This is a genomic window from Pseudoxanthomonas mexicana, assembly GCF_046736355.1.
Taxonomy (GTDB): domain Bacteria; phylum Pseudomonadota; class Gammaproteobacteria; order Xanthomonadales; family Xanthomonadaceae; genus Pseudoxanthomonas_A; species Pseudoxanthomonas_A mexicana_B.
The window spans coordinates 2872435-2892445 of sequence record NZ_CP157201.1; the positions used below are offsets into that span (position 1 = coordinate 2872435).

17 protein-coding genes, 5 tRNA genes and 1 other RNA gene are annotated in these 20011 nt (G+C 68.4%); 2 read left to right on the forward strand and 21 right to left on the reverse strand.

Annotated features, from left to right (window positions below; translation table 11 throughout):
- Window positions 1–69: 69 nt before the first annotated feature.
- The 21 genes from rpoB to AAG688_RS13295 all read right to left on the reverse strand — a co-directional run bounded on the left by rpoB (window position 70) and on the right by AAG688_RS13295 (window position 17453).
- Window positions 70–4221, reverse strand: a complete 4152-nt coding sequence (rpoB, locus tag AAG688_RS13195) for a DNA-directed RNA polymerase subunit beta (protein WP_411832699.1) — start codon at window positions 4219–4221, stop codon at window positions 70–72.
- A gap of 318 nt (window positions 4222–4539) precedes the next feature.
- On the reverse strand, window positions 4540–4911 hold the full coding sequence (gene rplL / locus AAG688_RS13200; RefSeq protein WP_411832700.1) for a 50S ribosomal protein L7/L12: 372 nt from the start codon (window positions 4909–4911) through the stop codon (window positions 4540–4542).
- Between the two features lie 59 nt (window positions 4912–4970).
- Window positions 4971–5501, reverse strand: a complete 531-nt coding sequence (gene rplJ, locus AAG688_RS13205; protein WP_411835011.1) for a 50S ribosomal protein L10 — start codon at window positions 5499–5501, stop codon at window positions 4971–4973.
- Between the two features lie 571 nt (window positions 5502–6072).
- Window positions 6073–6771, reverse strand: a complete 699-nt coding sequence (gene rplA / locus AAG688_RS13210) for a 50S ribosomal protein L1 (RefSeq protein WP_411832701.1) — start codon at window positions 6769–6771, stop codon at window positions 6073–6075.
- A 3-nt stretch (window positions 6772–6774) separates the two neighbouring features.
- Window positions 6775–7203 carry a 50S ribosomal protein L11 gene (rplK, locus tag AAG688_RS13215; RefSeq protein ID WP_411832702.1) on the reverse strand — a complete coding sequence of 143 codons (429 nt, stop codon included), beginning with the start codon at window positions 7201–7203 and terminating at the stop codon, window positions 6775–6777.
- Between the two features lie 200 nt (window positions 7204–7403).
- Window positions 7404–7961: a transcription termination/antitermination protein NusG gene (gene nusG, locus AAG688_RS13220; RefSeq protein WP_411832703.1), complete on the reverse strand. Its 558-nt coding sequence runs from the start codon at window positions 7959–7961 to the stop codon at window positions 7404–7406.
- A gap of 13 nt (window positions 7962–7974) precedes the next feature.
- Window positions 7975–8367 (reverse strand): preprotein translocase subunit SecE, encoded by a 393-nt coding sequence (secE, locus tag AAG688_RS13225; RefSeq protein ID WP_411832704.1) that lies wholly within the window; start codon window positions 8365–8367, stop codon window positions 7975–7977.
- 66 nt (window positions 8368–8433) lie between these two features.
- Window positions 8434–8509: transfer RNA gene (locus AAG688_RS13230), tRNA-Trp, on the reverse strand.
- A 161-nt stretch (window positions 8510–8670) separates the two neighbouring features.
- Window positions 8671–9861 carry an elongation factor Tu gene (gene tuf, locus AAG688_RS13235; RefSeq protein ID WP_411832692.1) on the reverse strand — a complete coding sequence of 397 codons (1191 nt, stop codon included), beginning with the start codon at window positions 9859–9861 and terminating at the stop codon, window positions 8671–8673.
- Window positions 9862–9913: 52 nt separating this feature from the next.
- Window positions 9914–9989, reverse strand: a tRNA-Thr gene (locus AAG688_RS13240).
- A gap of 45 nt (window positions 9990–10034) precedes the next feature.
- Window positions 10035–10108: transfer RNA gene (locus AAG688_RS13245), tRNA-Gly, on the reverse strand.
- A 38-nt stretch (window positions 10109–10146) separates the two neighbouring features.
- A non-coding RNA gene (locus tag AAG688_RS13250) (RtT sRNA) lies at window positions 10147–10281 on the reverse strand.
- Window positions 10282–10320: 39 nt separating this feature from the next.
- Window positions 10321–10406, reverse strand: a tRNA-Tyr gene (locus AAG688_RS13255).
- A gap of 108 nt (window positions 10407–10514) precedes the next feature.
- A complete protein-coding gene (gene ychF, locus AAG688_RS13260; protein WP_411832705.1) occupies window positions 10515–11606 on the reverse strand; it encodes a redox-regulated ATPase YchF in 1092 nt (363 codons plus the stop codon).
- Window positions 11607–11694: 88 nt separating this feature from the next.
- Window positions 11695–12276, reverse strand: a complete 582-nt coding sequence (gene pth, locus AAG688_RS13265) for an aminoacyl-tRNA hydrolase (protein ID WP_411832706.1) — start codon at window positions 12274–12276, stop codon at window positions 11695–11697.
- Window positions 12277–12327: 51 nt separating this feature from the next.
- Window positions 12328–12981 carry a 50S ribosomal protein L25/general stress protein Ctc gene (locus tag AAG688_RS13270; protein ID WP_411832707.1) on the reverse strand — a complete coding sequence of 218 codons (654 nt, stop codon included), beginning with the start codon at window positions 12979–12981 and terminating at the stop codon, window positions 12328–12330.
- Window positions 12982–13148: 167 nt separating this feature from the next.
- Window positions 13149–14108 (reverse strand): ribose-phosphate diphosphokinase, encoded by a 960-nt coding sequence (locus tag AAG688_RS13275; RefSeq protein WP_411832708.1) that lies wholly within the window; start codon window positions 14106–14108, stop codon window positions 13149–13151.
- 65 nt (window positions 14109–14173) lie between these two features.
- A tRNA-Gln gene (locus AAG688_RS13280) sits at window positions 14174–14249 on the reverse strand.
- Window positions 14228–15130 carry a 4-(cytidine 5'-diphospho)-2-C-methyl-D-erythritol kinase gene (ispE, locus tag AAG688_RS13285; RefSeq protein WP_411832709.1) on the reverse strand — a complete coding sequence of 301 codons (903 nt, stop codon included), beginning with the start codon at window positions 15128–15130 and terminating at the stop codon, window positions 14228–14230. The genes AAG688_RS13280 and ispE overlap by 22 nt, the downstream gene beginning before the upstream one ends.
- The gene (lolB, locus tag AAG688_RS13290) at window positions 15127–15774 is read right to left on the reverse strand and encodes a lipoprotein insertase outer membrane protein LolB (RefSeq protein WP_411832710.1); all 648 of its coding nucleotides are present in this window, start codon (window positions 15772–15774) and stop codon (window positions 15127–15129) included. Before lolB ends, ispE begins: the two co-directional genes overlap by 4 nt.
- Window positions 15771–17453, reverse strand: a complete 1683-nt coding sequence (locus AAG688_RS13295) for a hypothetical protein (RefSeq protein WP_411832711.1) — start codon at window positions 17451–17453, stop codon at window positions 15771–15773. The genes lolB and AAG688_RS13295 overlap by 4 nt, the downstream gene beginning before the upstream one ends.
- A 65-nt stretch (window positions 17454–17518) precedes the next feature.
- Between AAG688_RS13295 and hemA the strand changes: the two genes are divergently transcribed.
- Window positions 17519–18799: a glutamyl-tRNA reductase gene (hemA, locus tag AAG688_RS13300; protein WP_411832712.1), complete on the forward strand. Its 1281-nt coding sequence runs from the start codon at window positions 17519–17521 to the stop codon at window positions 18797–18799.
- Complete coding sequence (prfA, locus tag AAG688_RS13305; protein WP_411832713.1) at window positions 18777–19859, forward strand: peptide chain release factor 1; 1083 nt, start codon at window positions 18777–18779, stop codon at window positions 19857–19859. The genes hemA and prfA overlap by 23 nt, the downstream gene beginning before the upstream one ends.
- Window positions 19860–20011: the final 152 nt, after the last annotated feature.

Sequence of the window (20011 nt, forward strand, 5' to 3'; positions counted from 1 at the left end):
GGAATCGTCGGCGGTGCTTTCGCATCGGCTTCAACGATTCCCTACTCCCGATTCCCCATTCCCGGCTCCTCAGTTGTCTTCCAGCTCCATGTTGATGGCCAGCGAGCGGATTTCCTTCACCAGGACGTTGAAGGATTCCGGCATGCCCGCGACCATCTCGTGCTCGCCGTCGACGATGTTCTTGTACATCTGGTTGCGGCCCTGCACGTCGTCCGACTTGACCGTCAGCATTTCCTGCAGGGTGTGCGCCGCGCCGTAGGCTTCCAGCGCCCAGACTTCCATCTCGCCGAAGCGCTGGCCGCCGAACTGCGCCTTGCCGCCCAGCGGCTGCTGGGTGACCAGCGAGTACGGGCCGGTGGAGCGCGCGTGCATCTTGTCGTCGACCAGGTGGTTCAGCTTCAGCATGTGCATGTAGCCGACCGTGGTGTGGCGATCGAACGCCTCGCCGGTGCGGCCGTCGTACAGCTGGGTCTGGCCGCTGATCGGCAGGTCGGCCAGTTCGAGCATGTGCTTGATCTCGGACTCGGCCGCGCCGTCGAACACCGGGGTGGCCATCGGCACGCCGTCGGTCAGGTTCTGCGCCAGCGCGATCAGTTCCTGGTCGCTGAACTGGCCCAGGTCGACGCGCTGCTCGCCCAGCGAGGTGTCGTGGTTGTAGATCTGGTCGAGGAACTTGCGCAGATCGGCGACCTTGGCCTGCGCCTCGAGCATGTTCTGGATCTTGCGACCCAGGCCCTTGGCGGCCCAGCCCAGGTGGACTTCCAGCACCTGGCCGATGTTCATGCGCGACGGCACGCCCAGCGGGTTCAGCACGATGTCCACGGTCTCGCCGTTGGCCATGTACGGCATGTCCTCGACCGGCACGATGGTCGACACCACGCCCTTGTTGCCGTGGCGGCCGGCCATCTTGTCGCCCGGCTGGATGCGGCGCTTCACGGCCAGGTAGACCTTGACCATCTTCAGCACGCCCGGGGCCAGATCGTCGCCGGCGGTGATCTTGCCGCGCTTGTCGGCGAAGCGACGCTCGAACTCCTTCTCGTGCGCCTGGATCTGCTTCTGTGCGCGCTCGATCGCCTCGGCGGCATCGTCGTCCTTCATGCGCAGGGTGAACCAGTCGGCCTTCTTCAGGCCGTCCAGGACCGCGTCGGTCAGGCTGTCGCCCTTCTTCAGGCCGGCGCCGCCGTTGACCACTTTGCCGAGCAGCTGCGAGCGCAGGCGCGCGTAGATGGCGCTTTCCAGGATGCGGAACTGGTCGTCGAAGTCCTTCTTGACGCGCTTGATCTCGTATTCCTCGATCTGGCGCGCGCGCTTGTCCTTCTCGATGCCGTCGCGGGTGAAGACCTGCACGTCGATGACGGTGCCGTCCATGCCCGGCGGCACGCGCAGCGAGCTGTCCTTAACGTCGGAGGCCTTCTCGCCGAAGATCGCGCGCAGCAGCTTCTCTTCCGGGGTCAGCTGGCTCTCGCCCTTGGGCGTGACCTTGCCGACCAGGATGTCGCCGGCGCGCACCTCGGCACCGATGTAGACCACGCCGCTCTCGTCGAGGCGGTTCAGCGCCTGCTCGGAGACGTTGGGGATGTCGGCCGAGATTTCCTCCGGGCCCAGCTTGGTGTCACGGGCGACGCAGGTCAGCTCCTCGATGTGGATCGTGGTGTAGCGATCCTCTTCCACCACGCGCTCGGAGAGCAGGATGGAGTCCTCGAAGTTGTAGCCGTTCCACGGCATGAACGCGATCAGCATGTTCTGGCCCAGCGCCAGTTCGCCGATGTCGGTCGACGGGCCGTCGGCCAGCACGTCGCCGCGCGCCACCACGTCACCGACATTGACCAGCGGGCGCTGGTTGATGCAGGTGTTCTGGTTGGAGCGGGTGTACTTGATCAGCGTGTAGATGTCGACGCCGGCATCGTGCTCGCCGGAGATCTCGCTCTCGTTGGCCTTGACCACGATGCGGCCGGCATCGACCTGCTCGACCACGCCGCCGCGCAGCGCGTTGACGGTCACGCCCGAGTCGCGCGCCACCGCGCGCTCGATGCCGGTGCCGACCAGCGGCTTCTGCGCGCGCAGCGTCGGCACGGCCTGGCGCTGCATGTTGGCGCCCATCAGCGCGCGGTTGGCGTCGTCGTGCTCCAGGAACGGCACCAGCGCGGCGGCGATGGACACCGTCTGCATCGGCGAGACGTCCATGAAGTCGACCTCGCCCGGCGGCTTCAGCAGCGATTCGCCCTGCTGGCGGCACGGCACGAACTGCTCGGTCAGCTTGCCCTTGGCGTCGTGCAGCGCGTTGGCCTGGGCGATGACGTACTCGTTCTCCTCGATCGCCGACAGGTATTCGATCTCGTCGCTGACGACGCCATCGACGACCTTGCGGTACGGGGTCTCGAGGAAGCCGTAGCCATTGGTGCGCGCGTACACGGCCAGCGAGTTGATCAGGCCGATGTTCGGGCCTTCCGGGGTCTCGATGGTGCAGACGCGGCCGTAGTGGGTCGGGTGCACGTCGCGCACTTCGAAGCCGGCGCGCTCGCGGGTCAGGCCGCCCGGGCCCAGCGCCGAGACGCGACGCTTGTGGGTCACTTCCGACAGCGGGTTGTTCTGGTCCATGAACTGCGACAGCTGCGAGGAGCCGAAGAACTCCTTGATCGCGGCGGCCACCGGCTTGGCGTTGATCAGCTCCTGCGGGGTCAGGCCTTCCGACTCGGCCATCGACAGGCGCTCCTTGACCGCGCGCTCGACGCGGACCAGGCCGACGCGGAACACGTTCTCGGCCATCTCGCCGACCGAACGCACGCGACGGTTGCCGAGGTGATCGATGTCGTCGACGGTGCCGCGTCCGTTGCGGATCTCGGTCAGCACCTTGATGACGTCGAGGATGTCCGAGCTCTCGCCCAGCGAGGCGACCAGGCGCCTGGACTCCTCGTCGTTGCGCGCGCCGAAGTACTTCTTGTCGTAAAGCACGGCCTCGCCGGTGACTTCCTTGCGGCCGACGCGGCGGTTGAACTTCATCCGGCCGACGCTGGACAGGTCGTAGCGCTCGAAGGTGAAGAACAGGTTGTGGAACAGGTTCTGCGCGGCGTCCTTGGTCGGCGGCTCGCCGGGGCGCATCATGCGGTAGATCTCGACCAGCGCTTCCAGCTGCGTCTTGGTCGGATCGATGCGCAGGGTGTTGGACAGGTACGGGCCGCGATCCAGGTCGTTGACCCACAGCGTGCCGACCGCGTCCACGCCGGCCTTGCGGAACTTGGCCAGCTGGTCCTCGGTGATTTCGTCGTTGGCCACGGCCAGCAGCTCGCCGGTCGACGCGTCGATGACGTCGTGCGACAGGATGCGGCCGACCAGGTACTCGTCCGGCACGGCCAGCGCGGCGATGCCCGACTGCTCCAGCTGCTTGACGTGGCGCGCGGTGATGCGCTTGCCGGCTTCGACGATGACCTTGTCGCCGTCGGCCAGGTCGAAGTTCAGCGTCTCGCCGCGCAGGCGCTCGGCGACCAGCTCCAGCTGCACGCCTTCCGGCAGGATGTGGAAGGTGTTGACGTCGAAGAACTCGTTGAGCATCTCCTCGTTGGAGTAGCCCAACGCGCGCAGCAGGATCGAGACCGGCAGCTTGCGGCGGCGGTCGATGCGGGTGAACAGCGCGTCCTTCGGGTCGAACTCGAAGTCCAGCCAGGAGCCGCGGTAGGGAATGATGCGGGCGCTGTACAGCAGCTTGCCCGAGCTGTGGGTCTTGCCGCGGTCGTGGTCGAAGAACACGCCAGGGCTGCGGTGCAGCTGCGAGACGATGACGCGCTCGGTGCCGTTGACGATGAAGGTGCCGTTGTCGGTCATCAGCGGGATTTCGCCGAGGTAGACCTCCTGCTCCTTCACGTACTTGATGGCCTTGGTCGACGACTCGCGGTCGTAGATCACCAGGCGCACGGTCACCCGCAGCGGGGCGCCGTAGCTCAGGCCGCGGTTGCGGCACTCGCGCTCGTCGAAGCCCGGCTCGCCCAGCTTGTAGCCGACATACTCCAGCGCCGCATTGCCGCTGTAGCTGGAAATCGGGAACACCGATTTCAGCGCGGCGTGCAGGCCCTTGTCCTCGCGCCTGGCGGGATCGACATGCTCCTGGAGGAATTCACGGTAGGAATCGACCTGGATGGCGAGCAGGAACGGGACTTCCAGGATCGAGCGCTGCTTGCCGAAATCCTTGCGGATGCGCTTCTTCTCGGTGAACGAATATGTCGTCATGTGGCTGTGCCTTCGCATCTGGGGAGCCGCTCGTCAGCGGACCCGGGGGACATTCTTTCGAATGGTGGGAATTTTCAGTTGGAAGTCGCTGGTATTGCCGGCACCAGCACGCCCTCTGCCGCTACTTCCAACTACAAACTCATTGCTTTCGCGGGAATCGGGAATAGGGAATGGGGAATCGTGTCCAGGCTCTGCATGCGGCCTGCGCTTTACGATTCCCTATTCCCTATTCCCCACTCCCGCTGGAACGACCGAAGGCCAGGGGCTTGCGCCCCCGGCCTCGGTGTGTCGCCGGTGCAGCGTGGCGACGGATATCGCTTACTTCACTTCGACGGTCGCGCCAGCGGCCTCGAGGTCCTTCTTGAACTTCTCGGCGTCTTCCTTCGACACGGCTTCCTTCAGGACGCCGCCGGCCTCGGTGAGGTCCTTGGCTTCCTTCAGACCCAGGCCGGTGATGGCGCGCACGGCCTTGATGACGTCGACCTTCTTCTCGCCGGCCGACTTCAGGGTGACGGTGAACTCGGTCTGCTCCTCGACCGGGGCGGCGGCGGCGGCCGGACCGGCAGCGGCGACGACCGGGGCGGCGGCGGAGACGCCGAACTTCTCTTCGATGGCCTTGACCAGCTCCATCACTTCCATCAGGGTCTTGCCGGCGATGGCTTCGACGATCTGCTCGTTGGAAAGGGACATTGTGTTTACCTTTGAAAGTTGTCTGGGTTTGGGTTCAGTGGTGAACCGTCGTTGAGAACTCAGGCCGTCTCGGCGGCGGCTTCGACAGCCGCTTCCGCGCCGCCACCCTGCTGCTCGCCGACGGCCTTGACCGCGCGGGCGAACATGGTGACCGGCTCGGCCAGGACGCGGGCCAGCATGGCCAGGGCCTGGTCGCGGGTCGGCAGCGACGCCAGCACTTCGACATGGCTGGCCGGGTACAGCTGGCCGCCGACGGCGACGAGCTTGGGCTGCAGCTTGTCGTTGCCCTTGGCGAATTCCTTGATCAGGCGACCGGCGGCGCCGGGCTCCCCGGTCGAGAACGCGTACAGCAGCGGACCGACGAGCGCATCCTTGGCGCACTCGTATTCGGTACCTTCGACGGCGCGTGCGGCCAGCGTGTTCTTGACGACTTTCAAGTACACGCCGTTCTCACGAGCCTTCTTGCGCATCGCGGTCATCTGGGAGACCGTGGTGCCAGCGTACTCGGCGGCGATCAGGGAGTGTGCCTTGGCGGCGACGTCGGCCAGTTCGGCGACGACTTCTTGCTTCTGGGTCAGATTGAGAGCCATACACTCCTCACGTTTCAAGCGGGGATTCGGGATTGAGGATTGGGGATTCGTGAAAGCGGCGTTGCGCGGCCTGACGAATTCCCGGTCCCTGCCCGGTCCCAGCCTTTCAATTCCGCTCGCGGCTCCTGCCGCTTGCGGTCCAGGGCGGCACCCTTCCCTGAGCGCCGGGGATGCCGTGCATCCCGTGGTGGCCTTTCCGATCTGGCGGATCCGCAAGGACGACCAGAAAACTTCCAGAAGGCGGCACCATCTGCGCAGGCGCGCCCCCTCGCGGGGACGGATTAAGCGATCCCGCTTGCATCGGCGGCGATTCCCTGCCAGTGCGAGCCTCCCTGCCCGTCGCCGATACGCGCTGACCGCACCTGCGGTCTTTGACGGCTGTCGCTTGCGGCTGGTGGATGGCCCTGGGCGACTGCCCTCAAAATTCTCACTGTCATTCCCGCGAAGGCGGGAACCCAGCGACTTTGTTGCTTTCCGGCGCCTTGGAGCGAAGGCTTCAAGGCGCTGGATCCCCGCCTTCGCGGGGATGACGAACTGACAAAGCCGCGCGCTGCGCGCGCGGGTCAGTTCGTCACTTCAAGCTCAGCGAGGACTGGTCGACGGTGACGCCGGGGCCCATCGTCGAGCTGACCGAGATCTTCTGCAGGTACTGGCCCTTGGCGGTGGCCGGCTTGGCCTTGACCAGGTCGGCCAGCAGGGCCTGCAGGTTGTTCTTCAGCGCTTCGTCGTCGAAGCTGGCCTTGCCGATCGTGCAGTGGATGATGCCGGCCTTGTCGGTGCGGTAGCGCACCTGGCCCGACTTGGCGTTCTTGACCGCCTCGGCCGGGTTCGCCGACACGGTGCCGACCTTCGGGTTCGGCATCAGGCCGCGCGGGCCCAGCACGGTACCCAGCTTGCCGACCACGCGCATCGCGTCCGGCGTGGCGATGACCACGTCGTAGTTGAGGTCGCCGGCCAGCATCTTCTCGGCCAGGTCGTCCATGCCGACGGCTTCGGCGCCGGCGGCGGCGGCCTCGTCAGCCTTGGCGCCGGCCGGGGCGAACACCGCCACGCGCACCGACTTGCCGGTACCGGCCGGCAGTACGGTCGAGCCGCGCACCTGCTGGTCGGACTTCTTGGCGTCCACGCCGAGGCGCACGGCCACGTCGACGGACTCGACGAACTTGGCCTTGGTCGCGCCCTTGACGATCTTCAGCGCCTCGTCGATGGCGTAGGCCTTGCCGGGGGTCACTGCGGCCAGGATGGCCTTCTGTCGCTTGGTCTGTGCCATCTCTTAACCCTCCACCGTCAGGCCCATGGAGCGGGCCGAACCCGCAATCGTGCGTACCGCCGCGTCCAGGTCGGCCGCGGTCAGGTCCGGTTCCTTCGCCTTGGCGATCTCTTCCAGCTGCTTGCGGGTGACCTTGCCCACCTTCTCGGTGTTCGGGCGCTTGGAGCCCGAGGTCACGCCGGCGGCCTTCTTGAGCAGCACGGTGGCCGGGGTGCTCTTGGTGATGAAGGTGAAGGTACGGTCCGAATAGGCCGTGATGATCACCGGCACCGGCAGGCCCGGTTCCAGCTTCTGCGTGGCGGCGTTGAACGCCTTGCAGAATTCCATGATGTTGAGGCCGCGCTGGCCCAGCGCGGGGCCGACCGGCGGCGAGGGGTTGGCCTGACCGGCCTTCACCTGCAGCTTGATGTAACCGACAACCTTCTTTGCCATTTGAGTGCTCTCCGGGTGCTAGCGCCTGTGAAGGCTCCCCATCGGACCGGGAAAATCACGCGTCCCGGCATCGCGTATCGAAGTCGCGCCGACGGCCGCGCGAGGCGGCCGTGGCTGGTTCCGCTGCCCGGGGACCGGACAGGGAGCCGCGTACTATAGCAGGTTTCCGCCCGGCCAGGGTAACCGGCGCCGGACCTGGCTCAGGCCTTCTCGACCTGGCCGAATTCCAGTTCCACCGGGGTGGAGCGGCCGAAGATCAGCACCGCCACGCGCAGGCGGCTCTTCTCGTAGTTGACTTCCTCGACCACGCCGTTGAAGTCGTTGAACGGGCCGTCGGTGACGCGGACCATCTCGCCCGGCTCGAACAGCACCTTGGGGCGCGGCTTCTCGACGCCGTCCTGCACGCGCTGGAGGATGACGTCGGCCTCCTCGTCGCGGATCGGCAGCGGACGGTCGGCGGTGCCGCCGATGAAGCCGAGCACCTTGGAGGTGTCCTTCACCAGGTGCCAGCTCTCGTTGTCCATGCGCGGGATGCCGGCCTCGTCGTGCGTCTCGATCTGCACCAGCACGTAGCCCGGGAAGAACTTGCGCTCGGAACGGCGCTTCTGGCCGGAGCGCATCTCGACCACTTCCTCGGTCGGGACCAGCACCTCGCCGAAGCGGTCCTGCATGCCGTCGCGGACGATGCGGTCGCGCAGCGCCTGCGCCACCGACTTCTCGAAGCCCGAATAGGCGTGAACGACATACCAACGCTTCACTGCGGCACTCTCCTCAGCGGCCAAAGTTCAGGAACAGCTCGATCAGCGCCTTGATGGCGAAATCGAAGCCCGCCAGGATCAGGCTCAGGATGATCACCACCACGATCACCACCCAGGTGGTGCGCGTGGCTTCCTGACGCGTCGGCCAGACGACCTTGCGCATTTCGAAGCGGGATTCGGACAGGAACTCGCGGGTGTCGCGGCCCTTGCCCGTGGTCAGGAACACCAGGCCGCCCAGCACCAGGCCGGCGACCACCGCCAGCGAACGCAGCGGCGTGGCCCATTGGCCGTTGAACCACCACCACGCCACCAGGCCCGCCAGGACCAGGGCCCCGGCCAGGACGTACCGGGCGATGTCGGCCGCGGGCGTCGCGGCGGTCTTGGAATGTTCGACCTTGCTGTTCAAGTCGCTGTCGCTCTTCGTTAAGTCCGGTCGATGAAGGCCGGGATCTGGTGGGAGCACCCGCGGAAGTGGCACGCCAGGAGGGACTCGAACCCCCAACCTGCGGTTTTGGAGACCGCTGCTCTGCCAATTGAGCTACTGGCGTACGTTTTCAACCGGTTGCCCGAAGGCTTCCCTTAGACGGCGAAGGCGGACCGAGGTTCCCGGCCCGCCCTGCTGAGCTTCATCAAGTCGCTGGATCCCCGCCTGCGCGGGGACGACGATTCGACGAAGCCCTGCGCACTTGCGCGCGCAGGGGTCAAATCGTTACTTGATGATCTTGGCCACCACGCCGGCGCCGACGGTGCGGCCGCCCTCGCGGATGGCGAAGCGCAGGCCCTCGTCCATCGCCACCGGGTTGATGAGGCTCACCACCATCTTGATGTTGTCGCCCGGCATCACCATCTCCACGCCCTCCGGCAGCGTCACCGCGCCGGTGATGTCGGTGGTGCGGAAGTAGAACTGCGGACGGTAGCCCTTGAAGAACGGCGTATGACGGCCGCCCTCGTCCTTCGACAGCACGTACACCTCCGCCTCGAACTCGGTGTGCGGGGTGATGCTGCCCGGCTTGCACAGCACCTGGCCGCGCTCCACGTCGTCGCGCTTGGTGCCGCGCAGCAGCAGGCCCGCGTTGTCGCCCGCCTGGCCCTGGTCCAGCAGCTTGCGGAACATCTCAACGCCGGTGACCGTGGTCTTCTGGGTCGGGCGGATGCCGACGATTTCGATTTCGTCGCCCACCTTGATGATGCCGCGCTCGATGCGGCCCGTGACCACCGTGCCGCGGCCGGAGATGGAGAACACGTCTTCCACCGGCATCAGGAACGGCTTGTCCACGTCACGCTGCGGCTCCGGAATCCAGCTGTCCAGCGCGTCCACCAGCTTCAGGATGGCCGGCACGCCAATCTCCGACTGGTCGCCTTCCAGCGCCAGGCGCGCCGAACCGGCGATGATGGGGGTGTCGTCGCCCGGGAACTCGTACTTCGACAGAAGTTCGCGAACCTCCATCTCCACCAGTTCCAGCAGCTCGGCGTCGTCCACCATGTCCGCCTTGTTCAGGAACACCACGATGTACGGCACGCCCACCTGGCGCGACAGCAGGATGTGCTCGCGCGTCTGCGGCATCGGGCCGTCCGCCGCCGAGCACACCAGAATCGCGCCGTCCATCTGCGCAGCGCCGGTAATCATGTTCTTCACGTAGTCGGCGTGGCCCGGGCAGTCCACGTGCGCGTAGTGGCGCGTCGGGCTCTCGTATTCCACGTGCGCCGTCGAAATCGTGATGCCGCGCGCCTTCTCTTCCGGCGCCGCGTCAATCGCGTCATAGGCCTTGAACTCGCCGCCAAAGCGCTCCGCGCCCACCTTCGTCAGCGCCGCCGTCAGCGTCGTCTTGCCGTGGTCAACGTGACCAATCGTGCCCACGTTCACGTGCGGCTTGGTGCGTTCGAATTTACCCTTTGCCATGGCTGCCTGTTCTCAGATCAGTTGAATGGATGCTGCTTGGATACCGCGTGGATGGTGCTCACGAATGGAATCGAACCATCGACCTCCTCCTTACCAAGGAGGTGCTCTACCGACTGAGCTACGTGAGCGTGAAACCTTTTTGCTTGCCGCCTGGTTGGTGCTGGACGTCCGAATGGAGCGGGAGACGGGAATCGAACCCGCACTAGTAGCTTGGAAGGCTACAGTTCTACCATTGAACTACTCCCGCGCCGGGAGACCGCACAACAACCAGACAACAGGTGAAACCGGTGGAGGGAGGTGGATGACTCGGCGCTGCGCGCCTCGCCCTCCGGGCCGTGCCTTCGGCACGTTCAGAAGCGCCCTCCGGCGCTTCTGTCGAACCACGGCGGCGGTTCTCACCCACCTCCACGGTCCTTGCTGCTTCGGCGCAAGCCCCTGTTGGCGCCTGCTCCGGATAACTGGTGGAGGGAGGTGGATTCGAACCACCGAAGGCGTAAGCCAGCAGATTTACAGTCTGCCCCCGTTGGCCGCTTGGGTATCCCTCCGGATTCACCGGAATGAGCCGACCTTCGCGGTCAAAATCATGCCTGGGTGAAAGAGCACGAGATTTTGGCCTGAACCTTCGGGTCTGTCAACGTGCCGTGGCGCATTTTTCAGACGTTGAAGCGGAAGTGCAGCACGTCGCCTTCCTGGACCCGGTATTCCTTGCCCTCCAGCCGCAGCCGGCCGGCGTCGCGGGCGCCGGCCTCGCCCCTGTACTTGATGAAGTCGTCGAAGGCGATGGTCTCGGCGCGGATGAAGCCCTTCTCGAAGTCGGTATGGATGACCGCCGCGGCCTGCGGCGCGGTCGAGCCGGCCTTGACCGTCCAGGCGCGCACTTCCTTGACCCCGGCGGTGAAGTAGGTCTGCAGGCCCAGCAACCTGTAGGCGGCGCGGATGACCCGGTTCAGGCCCGGCTCGTCCAGGCCAAGGTCGGCCAGGAAGGCGTCGCGGTCGGCGTCGTCCAGCTGCGAAAGCTCTTCCTCGATGGCCGCCGACACCGGCACCACCTCGGCCCCCTCCTCGGCGGCGCGGGCGCGCACGGCGTCCAGGTGCGGGTTGTTCTCGAAGCCGTCCTCGAGCACGTTGGCCACGTACATGACCGGCTTGAGGGTCAGCAGGAACAGATCGCGCACCAGCGCCAGTTCCTCGGCGTCCAGGCCCAGCGCGCGGCCGGGCTTGCCGTCGTTGAGGCCGGCCTGCAGCTTCTGCAGCACCGGCTTGCGGGCGATGGCGTCCTTCTCGCCGGCCTTGGCCGAGCGCTCGGCGCGGTTCAGCGCCTTCTCGACGCTGTCCAGGTCGGCCAGCGCCAGCTCGGTGTCGATGGTGTCGATGTCCGAGAGCGGATCGACCTTGCCGGCGACGTGGATGATGTCGCCGTGCTCGAAGCAGCGCACCACGTGGGTGATCGCGTCCACCTCGCGGATGTGCGCCAGGAACTTGTTGCCCAGCCCCTCGCCGCTGGCCGCGCCGGCGACCAGGCCGGCGATGTCGACGAACTCGACCGCGGTCGGGACGACCTTCTGCGGCTTGATGATCTCGGCCAGCTGGTTCAGGCGCGGATCCGGCACCGGCACCACGCCGACGTTCGGCTCGATGGTGCAGAACGGGAAGTTGGCCGCGGCGATGCCCGCCTTGGTCAGCGCGTTGAAGAGGGTCGACTTGCCGACGTTGGGCAGGCCGACGATGCCGCATTTGATGCCCATGATTTGAATCCGGGAATGGAGAATCGGGAATGGGGAATGGTGAAAAGCAGGCGGATTGCTGCTCTCACGATTCCCCATTCCCCATTCCCTATTCCCTCGCCGTGTGCAACCGCTTCATCGCCTCCATGAAATCACCCTGCACCGCCAGCGGCAGCACGTCCAGCGCGTCGTCGATGGCGCGGCCGATGAGGATCTCGTCGTCCTTGCCGGGCTTGCCGAGCACCCAGCCGGTCACGCGGTCCTTGTGCCCGGGATGGCCGATGCCGATGCGCAGGCGGTGGAACCGGCCGTGGCCCAGGTGCGCGATGGTGTCGCGCAGGCCGTTCTGGCCGCCGTGGCCGCCGTCGAACTTGAGCCGCGCCGTGCCCGGCGCCAGGTCCAGCTCGTCGTGCGCCAGCAGCGCCTGCTCCGGTTCGATCTTCCAGTAGCGCAGCGCGGCGGCGACCGACTTGCCGGACAGGTTCATGTAGGTGGACGGCCGCAGCAGCCAGATCGGCTGGCCGGCGATGACCACCTTGGCGGTCTCGCCGAACAACCTGGACTCCAGCCCGAAGCGGACGCCCTCGCGCGCGGCGAGGGTATCGACAAAACGAAAACCCGCGTTGTGGCGGGTTTTCGCGTGTTCGGCCCCGGGATTGCCCAGTCCGACGATGAGACGCAAGCCTGTCATCGCAACGATGCCGCGACGGGAACCGGCCGCGGGGCCGGCTCCCGGGCGGGATTACTTGTCGTCCTTCTTGGCCTTGGTGGCCGGCACTTCGGCGCTGTCGGCGTCCGCATCGGCCGCGGCCTCTTCCTTGCCATGCTTGGCGGTGACCACCGCGTCGTCGTGTTCCTTGCCCAGCTTCAGCTGCGGCAGTTCGACGCCGCCGGGCAGCTTCAGATCCGACAGGTACACGATGTCGCCGACCTTCAGATCCGACAGGTCGACTTCGATCGACTCCGGCAGGTCCTTCGGCAGGCAGGCGACGTGGACTTCCTTCAGTTCGTGGGTCACCACGACGTCGGCGGACTTGCCGGCCGGCGACTTGTCCTCGTTGACGAAGTGCAACGGGACGGTCGCACGCAGCACTTCGTTGCCGGTGATGCGCTGGAAGTCCAGGTGCATGATCTGCTGCTTGTACGGGTGGCGCTGGATGTCGCGCAGCAGCACCTTCTGCACGTCGCCGTTGAGGCTCAGGTCCAGGATGGACGAGTAGAACCAGTCGTTCTGGCTGGCCAGCCAGACCTCGTTGTGGTTCAGCTGGATGCTGACCGGGCTGAGATCGCCACCGTAGACGATGGCGGGCACCTGGCCGGCGTGACGCAGGCGGCGGCTCGCACCCTTACCCTCGTCCTCGCGGCGCTGCACCTTGATTTCGTGTGTCGTTGCCATTTGCTTACTACCTTCGGTTGAATGAACCGCCTCGCGGCGGCCTGGGGTGACTCTTCCGCGACCAGAAGAGCCGTTGTAAAGCTGGGAATGGGGAATCGGGAATGGAGAATGGAAGAAGCGGGGCGCCGCTCTTGCCATTCCCTATTCCCGACTCCCCACTCCCGTCCTCAATCCACGTACAACGAACTGACCGACTCGCCGAAGGCGATGCGGCGCACCGTCTCGGCCAGCAGTTCGGCGACGCTGAGCTGGCGGATGCGTCCGCAGGCCCGGGCCTCGGGCGAGAGCGGGATGGTATCGGTCACCACCAGCTCGTCGAGCACCGAGTTGTTGAGGTTGTCCACCGCCGGGCCGGACAGCACCGGGTGGGTGCAGTACGCGGCCACCTTGTTGGCGCCGCGCGCCTTCAGCGCCGCGGCGGCCGCGCACAGGGTGCCGGCGGTGTCGACGATGTCGTCGACCAGCACGCAGTCCTTGCCCTCGACGTCGCCGATGATGTTCATCACCGTGGACACGTTGGCGCGCGGGCGGCGCTTGTCGATGATGGCCAGGTCGGCGTCGTCCAGGCGCTTGGCGACCGCGCGGGCGCGCACCACGCCGCCGACGTCCGGCGAGACCACGATCAGGTTGTCGGTGCCGTAGGCGCGCCAGATGTCGGCCAGCAGCAGCGGCGAGGCGTACACGTTGTCGACCGGGATGTCGAAGAAGCCCTGGATCTGGTCGGCGTGCAGGTCCACCGTCAGCACCCGGTCGGTGCCGACCGCGGTGAACATCTTGGCCGCCACCTTGGCGGTGATCGGCACGCGCGAGGAGCGCAGGCGGCGATCCTGGCGCGAGTAGCCGAAGTACGGCACCACCGCGGTGACGGAGGCGGCGCTGGCGCGCTTGAGCGCGTCGATCAGCACCAGCAGCTCCATCAGGTGCTCGGCGGCCGGCGCGCAGGTCGGCTGGACGACGAAGACTTCCTGGCGGCGGACGTTCTCCTCGATCTCCACCTGCACTTCGCCGTCGGAGAAGGTGGACACCAGCGCCTTGCCCGGGCGCACGCCCAGTTCCTTGCAAATGCTCTGCGCCAGCGGCTTGTTGGCGTTGCCGGAGAACACAAGCAGGTTGCGGTCGTCTTGCATGGCGTCGTCCCGGCGAAGGCGTGGCGGTGGATCCGCCGCGGACGGCGGATCATGGGCTTTGGGTCTGGCAGGGGCGGAAGGATTCGAACCTACGCATGCCGGGATCAAAACCCGGTGCCTTAACCACTTGGCGACGCCCCTGGATTGTTTTCCGTTCCGGATGCTTCCAGCAGCGGCGAGCGCGCAGCGCCCGCAGCCAGCCAGGCGCGCGCGCCGGGCGGCAGCCCGTCCAGCCTGGCCAGCGCGGCCTCGGCCGAGGCGCGGTCGCCGAACTCGACGAAGCAGCCCCCGCCCGAACCGGTCAGACGCGCGCGACCCACGCGGGAAAGCGCGGTCAGCACGCGGTCGATGACGGGTTCGCGCCGGCGCAGCACCAGCTCGAACGCATTGTCGAGCAGGCTTCCCGAAACGAAGTCGGATATTTTCGCGGCTGGCGCATCGCGCGTCAAATCGGGGGCCTGGAAAAGCGCGGCGGTCGGCGCGTGGACGCCGGCGTCGACCAGCAGGTAGGTCGCCGGCGGCAGCGCCAGCGGGGTCAGCCGCTCGCCCACGCCCTCGGCCCAGGCGTTGTGGCCGTGGACGAAGACCGGCACGTCCGCGCCCAGCCGCAGGCCGAGGCCGGCAAGCGTCGCGGTGGACAGGCCGGTCCCCCAGAGCCGGTCCAGGGCGACCAGCACGGTGGCCGCATCGGACGAGCCACCGCCGAAACCACCGCCGCTGGGAATGCGCTTTTCGACACGAATGTCAACGCCTTGGACGACATTGGCCGAAGATTTCAGCAAATTGGCCGCGCGCACCATCAGATCGTCCTGCTCGGCGACCCCGGCCGCCGAATCGCCGAGGCGGTGGACGCGGCCGTCGGCGCGTGGCCGCAGTTCGACCGTGTCGCCCCAGTCGAGCAGCCGGAACACGGTCTGCAGCTCATGGTAGCCGTCGGCGCGGCGGCCGGTGATGCGCAGGAACAGGTTGAGCTTGGCCAGCGCCGGCCAGGACGACCAACCGCTGTCGGCAACCGCGCTCATGGCGGGTCGAACTGCCATTGGTCGACGACCAGCCGCACCCGCGCCACGCCGCGCTCGGCCTCCAGCCGCCGCGGCATGGCCGGGGCGTCGCCCTCGGGTGGCTGCCAGTCGGAATAGGCAATGCGCCAGCCGGACTGCGCCAGCAGGACGATCCGGCCGTCCAGGTCGAAAGCGGGTTCGGCCGGCCCGTCGCCGGGCGCCGCCAGCGCGCGCGCCCAGTCGGCCAGGTGGCGGATGGGGACGTCCCAGCCGGTGGCCTGGCGCAGCAGTTCGTCGGCGTCGGCGCCTTCGCGGGTGCCGCCCTCCAGGCCCTCCAGCCGCGCGCCGGCGGCATCGCCGCTGAGCCGCCAGCTCTGCCGGGTCACCGGCGCGGCCAGCGAGATGACGTAGCCCTCGCCGTCCTGCCGCCAGTCGAGCCGGCCGCTGCCGCCCTTGCCGGCCTGGCTGACCGCGACCCGCCCGGAGAACGACCAGCCGGGCCGGCTGCGCAGCCAGGCCTCGCGGTTGGCCTGGCGCGCCTGCGCGGCGGCCAGCGCCTCGGGATCGCGCAGCAGCGCGGGGCCGTCGGTGCGCACGGGGTGGCTGGCGCAGGCGGCCAGACCGGCCGCGAGCACGGCCAGCAGCAGGTTCCTGGCGAGGTTCATGCGCCGGTCTTCTCCAGCGCGCGCTGCAGGGCGCGGTTTTCCGGATCCAGCCGGCGCGCCTCCTCGAAGTAGTGGCGGGCCTGCTCCTTCTGCCCCATCACCCACAGCACCTCGGCGACGTGGGCGGCGATCTCGGCGTCCTTGCGCAGGGTGAAGGCGCGGCGCAGCTCGACCAGCGCCTCGGCGTGGCGGCCCAGCCGGTACAGCACCCAGCCGTAGCTGTCGATGATGGCCGCGTCCTCGGGCGCGGCGACGCGGGCGCGGTCGATCAGCTCCAGCGCCTCCTGGTAGCGGGTGGTGCGGTCGGCCAGGGTGTAGCCGAGCGCGTTGAGGGCGGCCACGTTCTCCGGATCGACCACCAGGATGCGGCGGAAATCGGCCTCGGCGCGCTCGATGTCGTCGCGGCGCTCCCAGGCCAGCCCGCGCGAGTACAGCAGCGCCAGATCGTCCGGATAGGCGGCCAGCGCGCGCGCGAACACGTCCAGCTCGGCGGCGTCCTCGCCGTCCTTCTGGCGCAGTTCGGCCTCCAGCAGGTAGGCGTTGCGGCGGGCGTCGTCGTCGCCTTCGGCATCGGCCTGCAGGCGGCGCACCTCGGCGTAGGCCTCGGCCTTGCGGTCGAGCTGGTGCAGCGTGTTGACCGCGCGCAGTTGGGCCTCGGCGCGCTGCTCGCCGCCGGGCACGCTGCGGTACCAGTCCAGCGCCTCCTGCGGGCGCTTCAGGAACTCGGCGATCTGGCCGAGCAGGAGCAGGCGTTCCGGGCCGGACTGGACGGTCGGGTCATCGTTCCCCTCGGCCTGGCCGCGCAGTTCGTCGTAAAGCGCGGCCAGCGCGGCATCGTCCTCGCCCTTGGCCAGCAGCGAGGCGCGCAGGCCGTAGGTCAGGGTGTCCTGCGGTCCCTGCGCGAGCGCGGCCGAGGCCGCGACCGGGTCGCCGAGGCGGTCGTATTCCTCGGCCAGGCCCAGGCGTATGGCCTGGTCGGTGGCGGCGGCCGGCATCAGCCCGTCCAGCAACTTGCGCGCCTCCTCCTTACGGTCGCCGCCGATCAGCTGGCGCGCATGCAGCAGCGCCACCCGCGGCTCCTCGGGGAAGCGCCGCACCACCTCGGCAACGATGCGCCCGGACAGCGCCGGCTGTTCGAGCTGCTGGGCCAGGCCGGCGAAGGCCAGCCACGCCTCCAGCCGGGCCGGCACGGCGCCGTCGTCGACCAGTTCGCCCAGCAGCCGTGCCGACAGGGTGGGATCCTTGCCGCCGCTGCCGAGCGCGACCAGTGCATGGCGCCAGCCGAGCGGATCGTCCTCGCGCATCAGCGCGCCCAGTTCGCGCCGCGCCTGCCGCACCTTGCCCTGGCGCAGCGCCAGGGTGGCCTCGGCGCCGCGCATGGCCAGCGACTCGGGCGCGTGGCGGCGCCACAGCTTCAGCGCCTCGGCGGCGTGGCGATCCTCGTTGGCCAGCAGCGCGATGCGGGTGGCGCGCTCGGCCAGGCCGGCGTCGTCCTCGCGGCGGGCGGCCAGCAGGTACCAGCGCGACGCCTCCGGCAACTGGCCGGCCTGCAGTGCGTACTCGCCGGCCATCACCGCGACCAGCGGGTCCTCGGCGGGGGCGGCGGGCGGAGCGGCGGGGAGCGACATCGGCAGCGCCAGCAGGGCGGCGGCGAGGGTGATGCGAATCATTGCGGGCATAAGCGGCGGCGGGACCGTAAAATAGCGGCCTTGTCAGCCAGCAGCTTATCGCAAGCACCTGAACCATGACGTTGTGGGTTCTCGGCCTCAACCACCAGACCGCGCCGGTCGAACTGCGCGAGCGCGTCGCCTTCGACGGCGGCTCGCTGCCGCAGGCGCTGGCGTCGCTGCGCGCGCTGCCGCGGGTGGAGGAAGCCGCGCTGCTGTCGACCTGCAACCGCACCGAGCTGTATGCCGTGGCCGAGGACGGCGACGTGCTGGCGAGCTGGCTGGCCACCCATGCCGAGGGCCTGGACGCCTACCTGTACCGCCACCGCGACGCCGAGGCCGTGCGCCACCTGTTCCGGGTGGCCACCGGGCTGGACTCGATGGTGCTGGGCGAGCCGCAGATCCTGGGCCAGGTGAAGGACGCCTGGGTCAACGCGCGCGAGCACGGCGCGCTGGGCAACCGGCTGGACCGGCTGTTCCAGCAGACCTTCTCGGTGGCCAAGCGCGCGCGCACCGACACCCGCGTCGGCGCCAACCCGGTGTCGGTGGCCTCGGCGGCGGTGCGGCTGGCGGAGAACTCGTTCGCCCGGCTCAGCGATTCGAGCGTGCTGCTGATCGGCGCCGGCGAGACCATCGCGCTGGCCGCCAAGCACCTGAGCGAGGGCCGCGTGCGCCGGCTGCTGATCGCCAACCGCACCCTGGCCCACGCGCAGGAACTGGCGCTGCGCCACGGCGGCTACGCGCTGCCGCTGAGCGAGCTGGACCGCCACCTGGCCGAGGCCGACATCGTGTTCTCGGCCACCGCCAGCCGGGATCCGGTCATCACCCACGCCCAGGTGCGGCAGGCGCTGGCGACGCGCCGGCACAAGCCGATGCTGCTGTTCGACCTGGCGGTGCCGCGCGACATCGCCGCCGACGTGGCCGAACTGGCCGACGCCTACCTGTACACCGTCGACGATCTGGAGCGCGCGGTCGAGGACAACCGCCGCAGCCGCCGCGAGGCCGCCGAGGCGGCCGAGGCGATCATCGACCTGCAGGTCACCCGCTACGTCGAGACCCTGCAGGCCAGCACCCGCCAGGAACCGCTCAAGCGCCTGCGCGCGCTGGGCGAATCCGCCCGCGAGGACGTGCTGGCGCGCGCCCGCCAGCAACTAGCCAACGGCAAGCCGGCCGAGGAGGTGCTGGACTTCCTCGCCCACACCCTGACCAACCGCCTGCTGCACCCGCCGACCGCCGCCCTGCGCGACGCCGCCCTGCGCGGCGACGGCGAGCTGACCCGCGCGGCCGAGCGGCTGTTCCCGGCGCAGGCGCCCTACTCCCACTCCAAGAAGCCTGATGACGCCGACCCTGCGCCGTAAGCTGGAAGCGCTGGCCGAGCGCCGCGAGGAACTTGAACGCCTGCTCGCCGACCCGGCGGTGCTGGCCGACAACGAACGCTTCCGCAGCCATTCACGCGAGTTCGCCCAGTTGGAGCCGCTGGTGGCCACGCTGGCCGCCGAGACCCGCGCCCGGCAGGACCTGGCCGCCGCCCAGGCGATGCGCGAGGACCCCGAACTGCGCGAACTGGCCGAGGAGGAGATCGCCGCCGCACAGGCGCGGCTGGCGCAGTTGGAGGACGAGTTGTCGCTGCTGCTGATCCCCAAGGACCCGCGCGACGACGCCAACCTGTTCCTGGAAGTGCGCGCCGGCACCGGCGGCGACGAGGCGGCGATCTTCGCCGGCGACCTGTTCCGCATGTACGCGCGCTACGCCGAGCGGCAGGGCTGGAAGGTCGAGGTCGAGTCGGACAGCCCGGGCGAGCACGGCGGCTACAAGGAGATCGTCGCCCGCGTCAGCGGCCGCGGCGCGTTCTCGCGGCTGAAGTTCGAGTCGGGCACCCACCGCGTGCAGCGGGTGCCGGCGACCGAGTCGCAGGGCCGCATCCACACCTCGGCGGCGACGGTGGCGATCATCCCCGAGGACGAGGCGATCGACGACGTCGTGATCAACCCGGCCGACCTGAAGGTGGACACGTTCCGCTCCTCCGGCGCCGGCGGCCAGCACGTCAACAAGACCGACTCGGCCATCCGCATCACCCACCTGCCGACCGGCGTGGTGGTCGAGTCGCAGACCGAACGCAGCCAGCACGCCAACCGCGACAAGGCGATGAAGCGGCTGAAGGCGCAGCTGCTCGACGCCGAGCGCAGCCGCCAGCAGGCCGCGCAGGCGCAGTCGCGCAAGCTGCAGGTCGGCAGCGGCGATCGCAGCCAGCGCATCCGCACCTACAACTTCCCGCAGGGGCGCATCACCGATCACCGGGTCGAGGGGCTGACGCTGTACGACCTGCCCAACGTGATCGAGGGGGCGATGGACGAGCTGCTGGATCGGCTCGCGCGCGAGCACCAGGCCGAGGAGCTGGCGCGGTTGTCGGAAGGGTGAGGCCTGGCCGATGCGCGCTTCTGGAAGGAACAGTCCCCCTCGCCCCCGCCCGCTCCCCCGGTCTTGCCGGGGAGAGGGCGCATTCCTCCGAAGCGTCGTCCGGGCATGGGAGGACGGGAGCGCATGAGCATCGCCCACCACCGCGCCGGCGC

Excerpts from the sequence above, each read along its gene's own strand:
- rpoB (WP_411832699.1), bottom strand. The coding sequence starts at position 4,221 with ATGACGACATATTCGTTCACCGAGAAGAAGCGCATCCGCAAGGATTTC.
- ispE (WP_411832709.1), bottom strand. The coding sequence starts at position 15,130 with ATGAGCGCGGTTGCCGACAGCGGTTGGTCGTCCTGGCCGGCGCTGGCC.
- ychF (WP_411832705.1), bottom strand. The coding sequence starts at position 11,606 with ATGGGCATCAAATGCGGCATCGTCGGCCTGCCCAACGTCGGCAAGTCG.
- rplA (WP_411832701.1), bottom strand. The coding sequence starts at position 6,771 with ATGGCACAGACCAAGCGACAGAAGGCCATCCTGGCCGCAGTGACCCCC.
- AAG688_RS13270 (WP_411832707.1), bottom strand. The coding sequence starts at position 12,981 with ATGGCAACGACACACGAAATCAAGGTGCAGCGCCGCGAGGACGAGGGT.
- hemA (WP_411832712.1), top strand. The coding sequence starts at position 17,519 with ATGACGTTGTGGGTTCTCGGCCTCAACCACCAGACCGCGCCGGTCGAA.
- lolB (WP_411832710.1), bottom strand. The coding sequence starts at position 15,774 with ATGAACCTCGCCAGGAACCTGCTGCTGGCCGTGCTCGCGGCCGGTCTG.
- rplK (WP_411832702.1), bottom strand. The coding sequence starts at position 7,203 with ATGGCAAAGAAGGTTGTCGGTTACATCAAGCTGCAGGTGAAGGCCGGT.
- AAG688_RS13275 (WP_411832708.1), bottom strand. The coding sequence starts at position 14,108 with ATGCAAGACGACCGCAACCTGCTTGTGTTCTCCGGCAACGCCAACAAG.
- AAG688_RS13295 (WP_411832711.1), bottom strand. The coding sequence starts at position 17,453 with ATGCCCGCAATGATTCGCATCACCCTCGCCGCCGCCCTGCTGGCGCTG.
- prfA (WP_411832713.1), top strand. The coding sequence starts at position 18,777 with ATGACGCCGACCCTGCGCCGTAAGCTGGAAGCGCTGGCCGAGCGCCGC.
- rplL (WP_411832700.1), bottom strand. The coding sequence starts at position 4,911 with ATGTCCCTTTCCAACGAGCAGATCGTCGAAGCCATCGCCGGCAAGACC.
- rplJ (WP_411835011.1), bottom strand. The coding sequence starts at position 5,501 with ATGGCTCTCAATCTGACCCAGAAGCAAGAAGTCGTCGCCGAACTGGCC.
- tuf (WP_411832692.1), bottom strand. The coding sequence starts at position 9,861 with ATGGCAAAGGGTAAATTCGAACGCACCAAGCCGCACGTGAACGTGGGC.
- pth (WP_411832706.1), bottom strand. The coding sequence starts at position 12,276 with ATGACAGGCTTGCGTCTCATCGTCGGACTGGGCAATCCCGGGGCCGAA.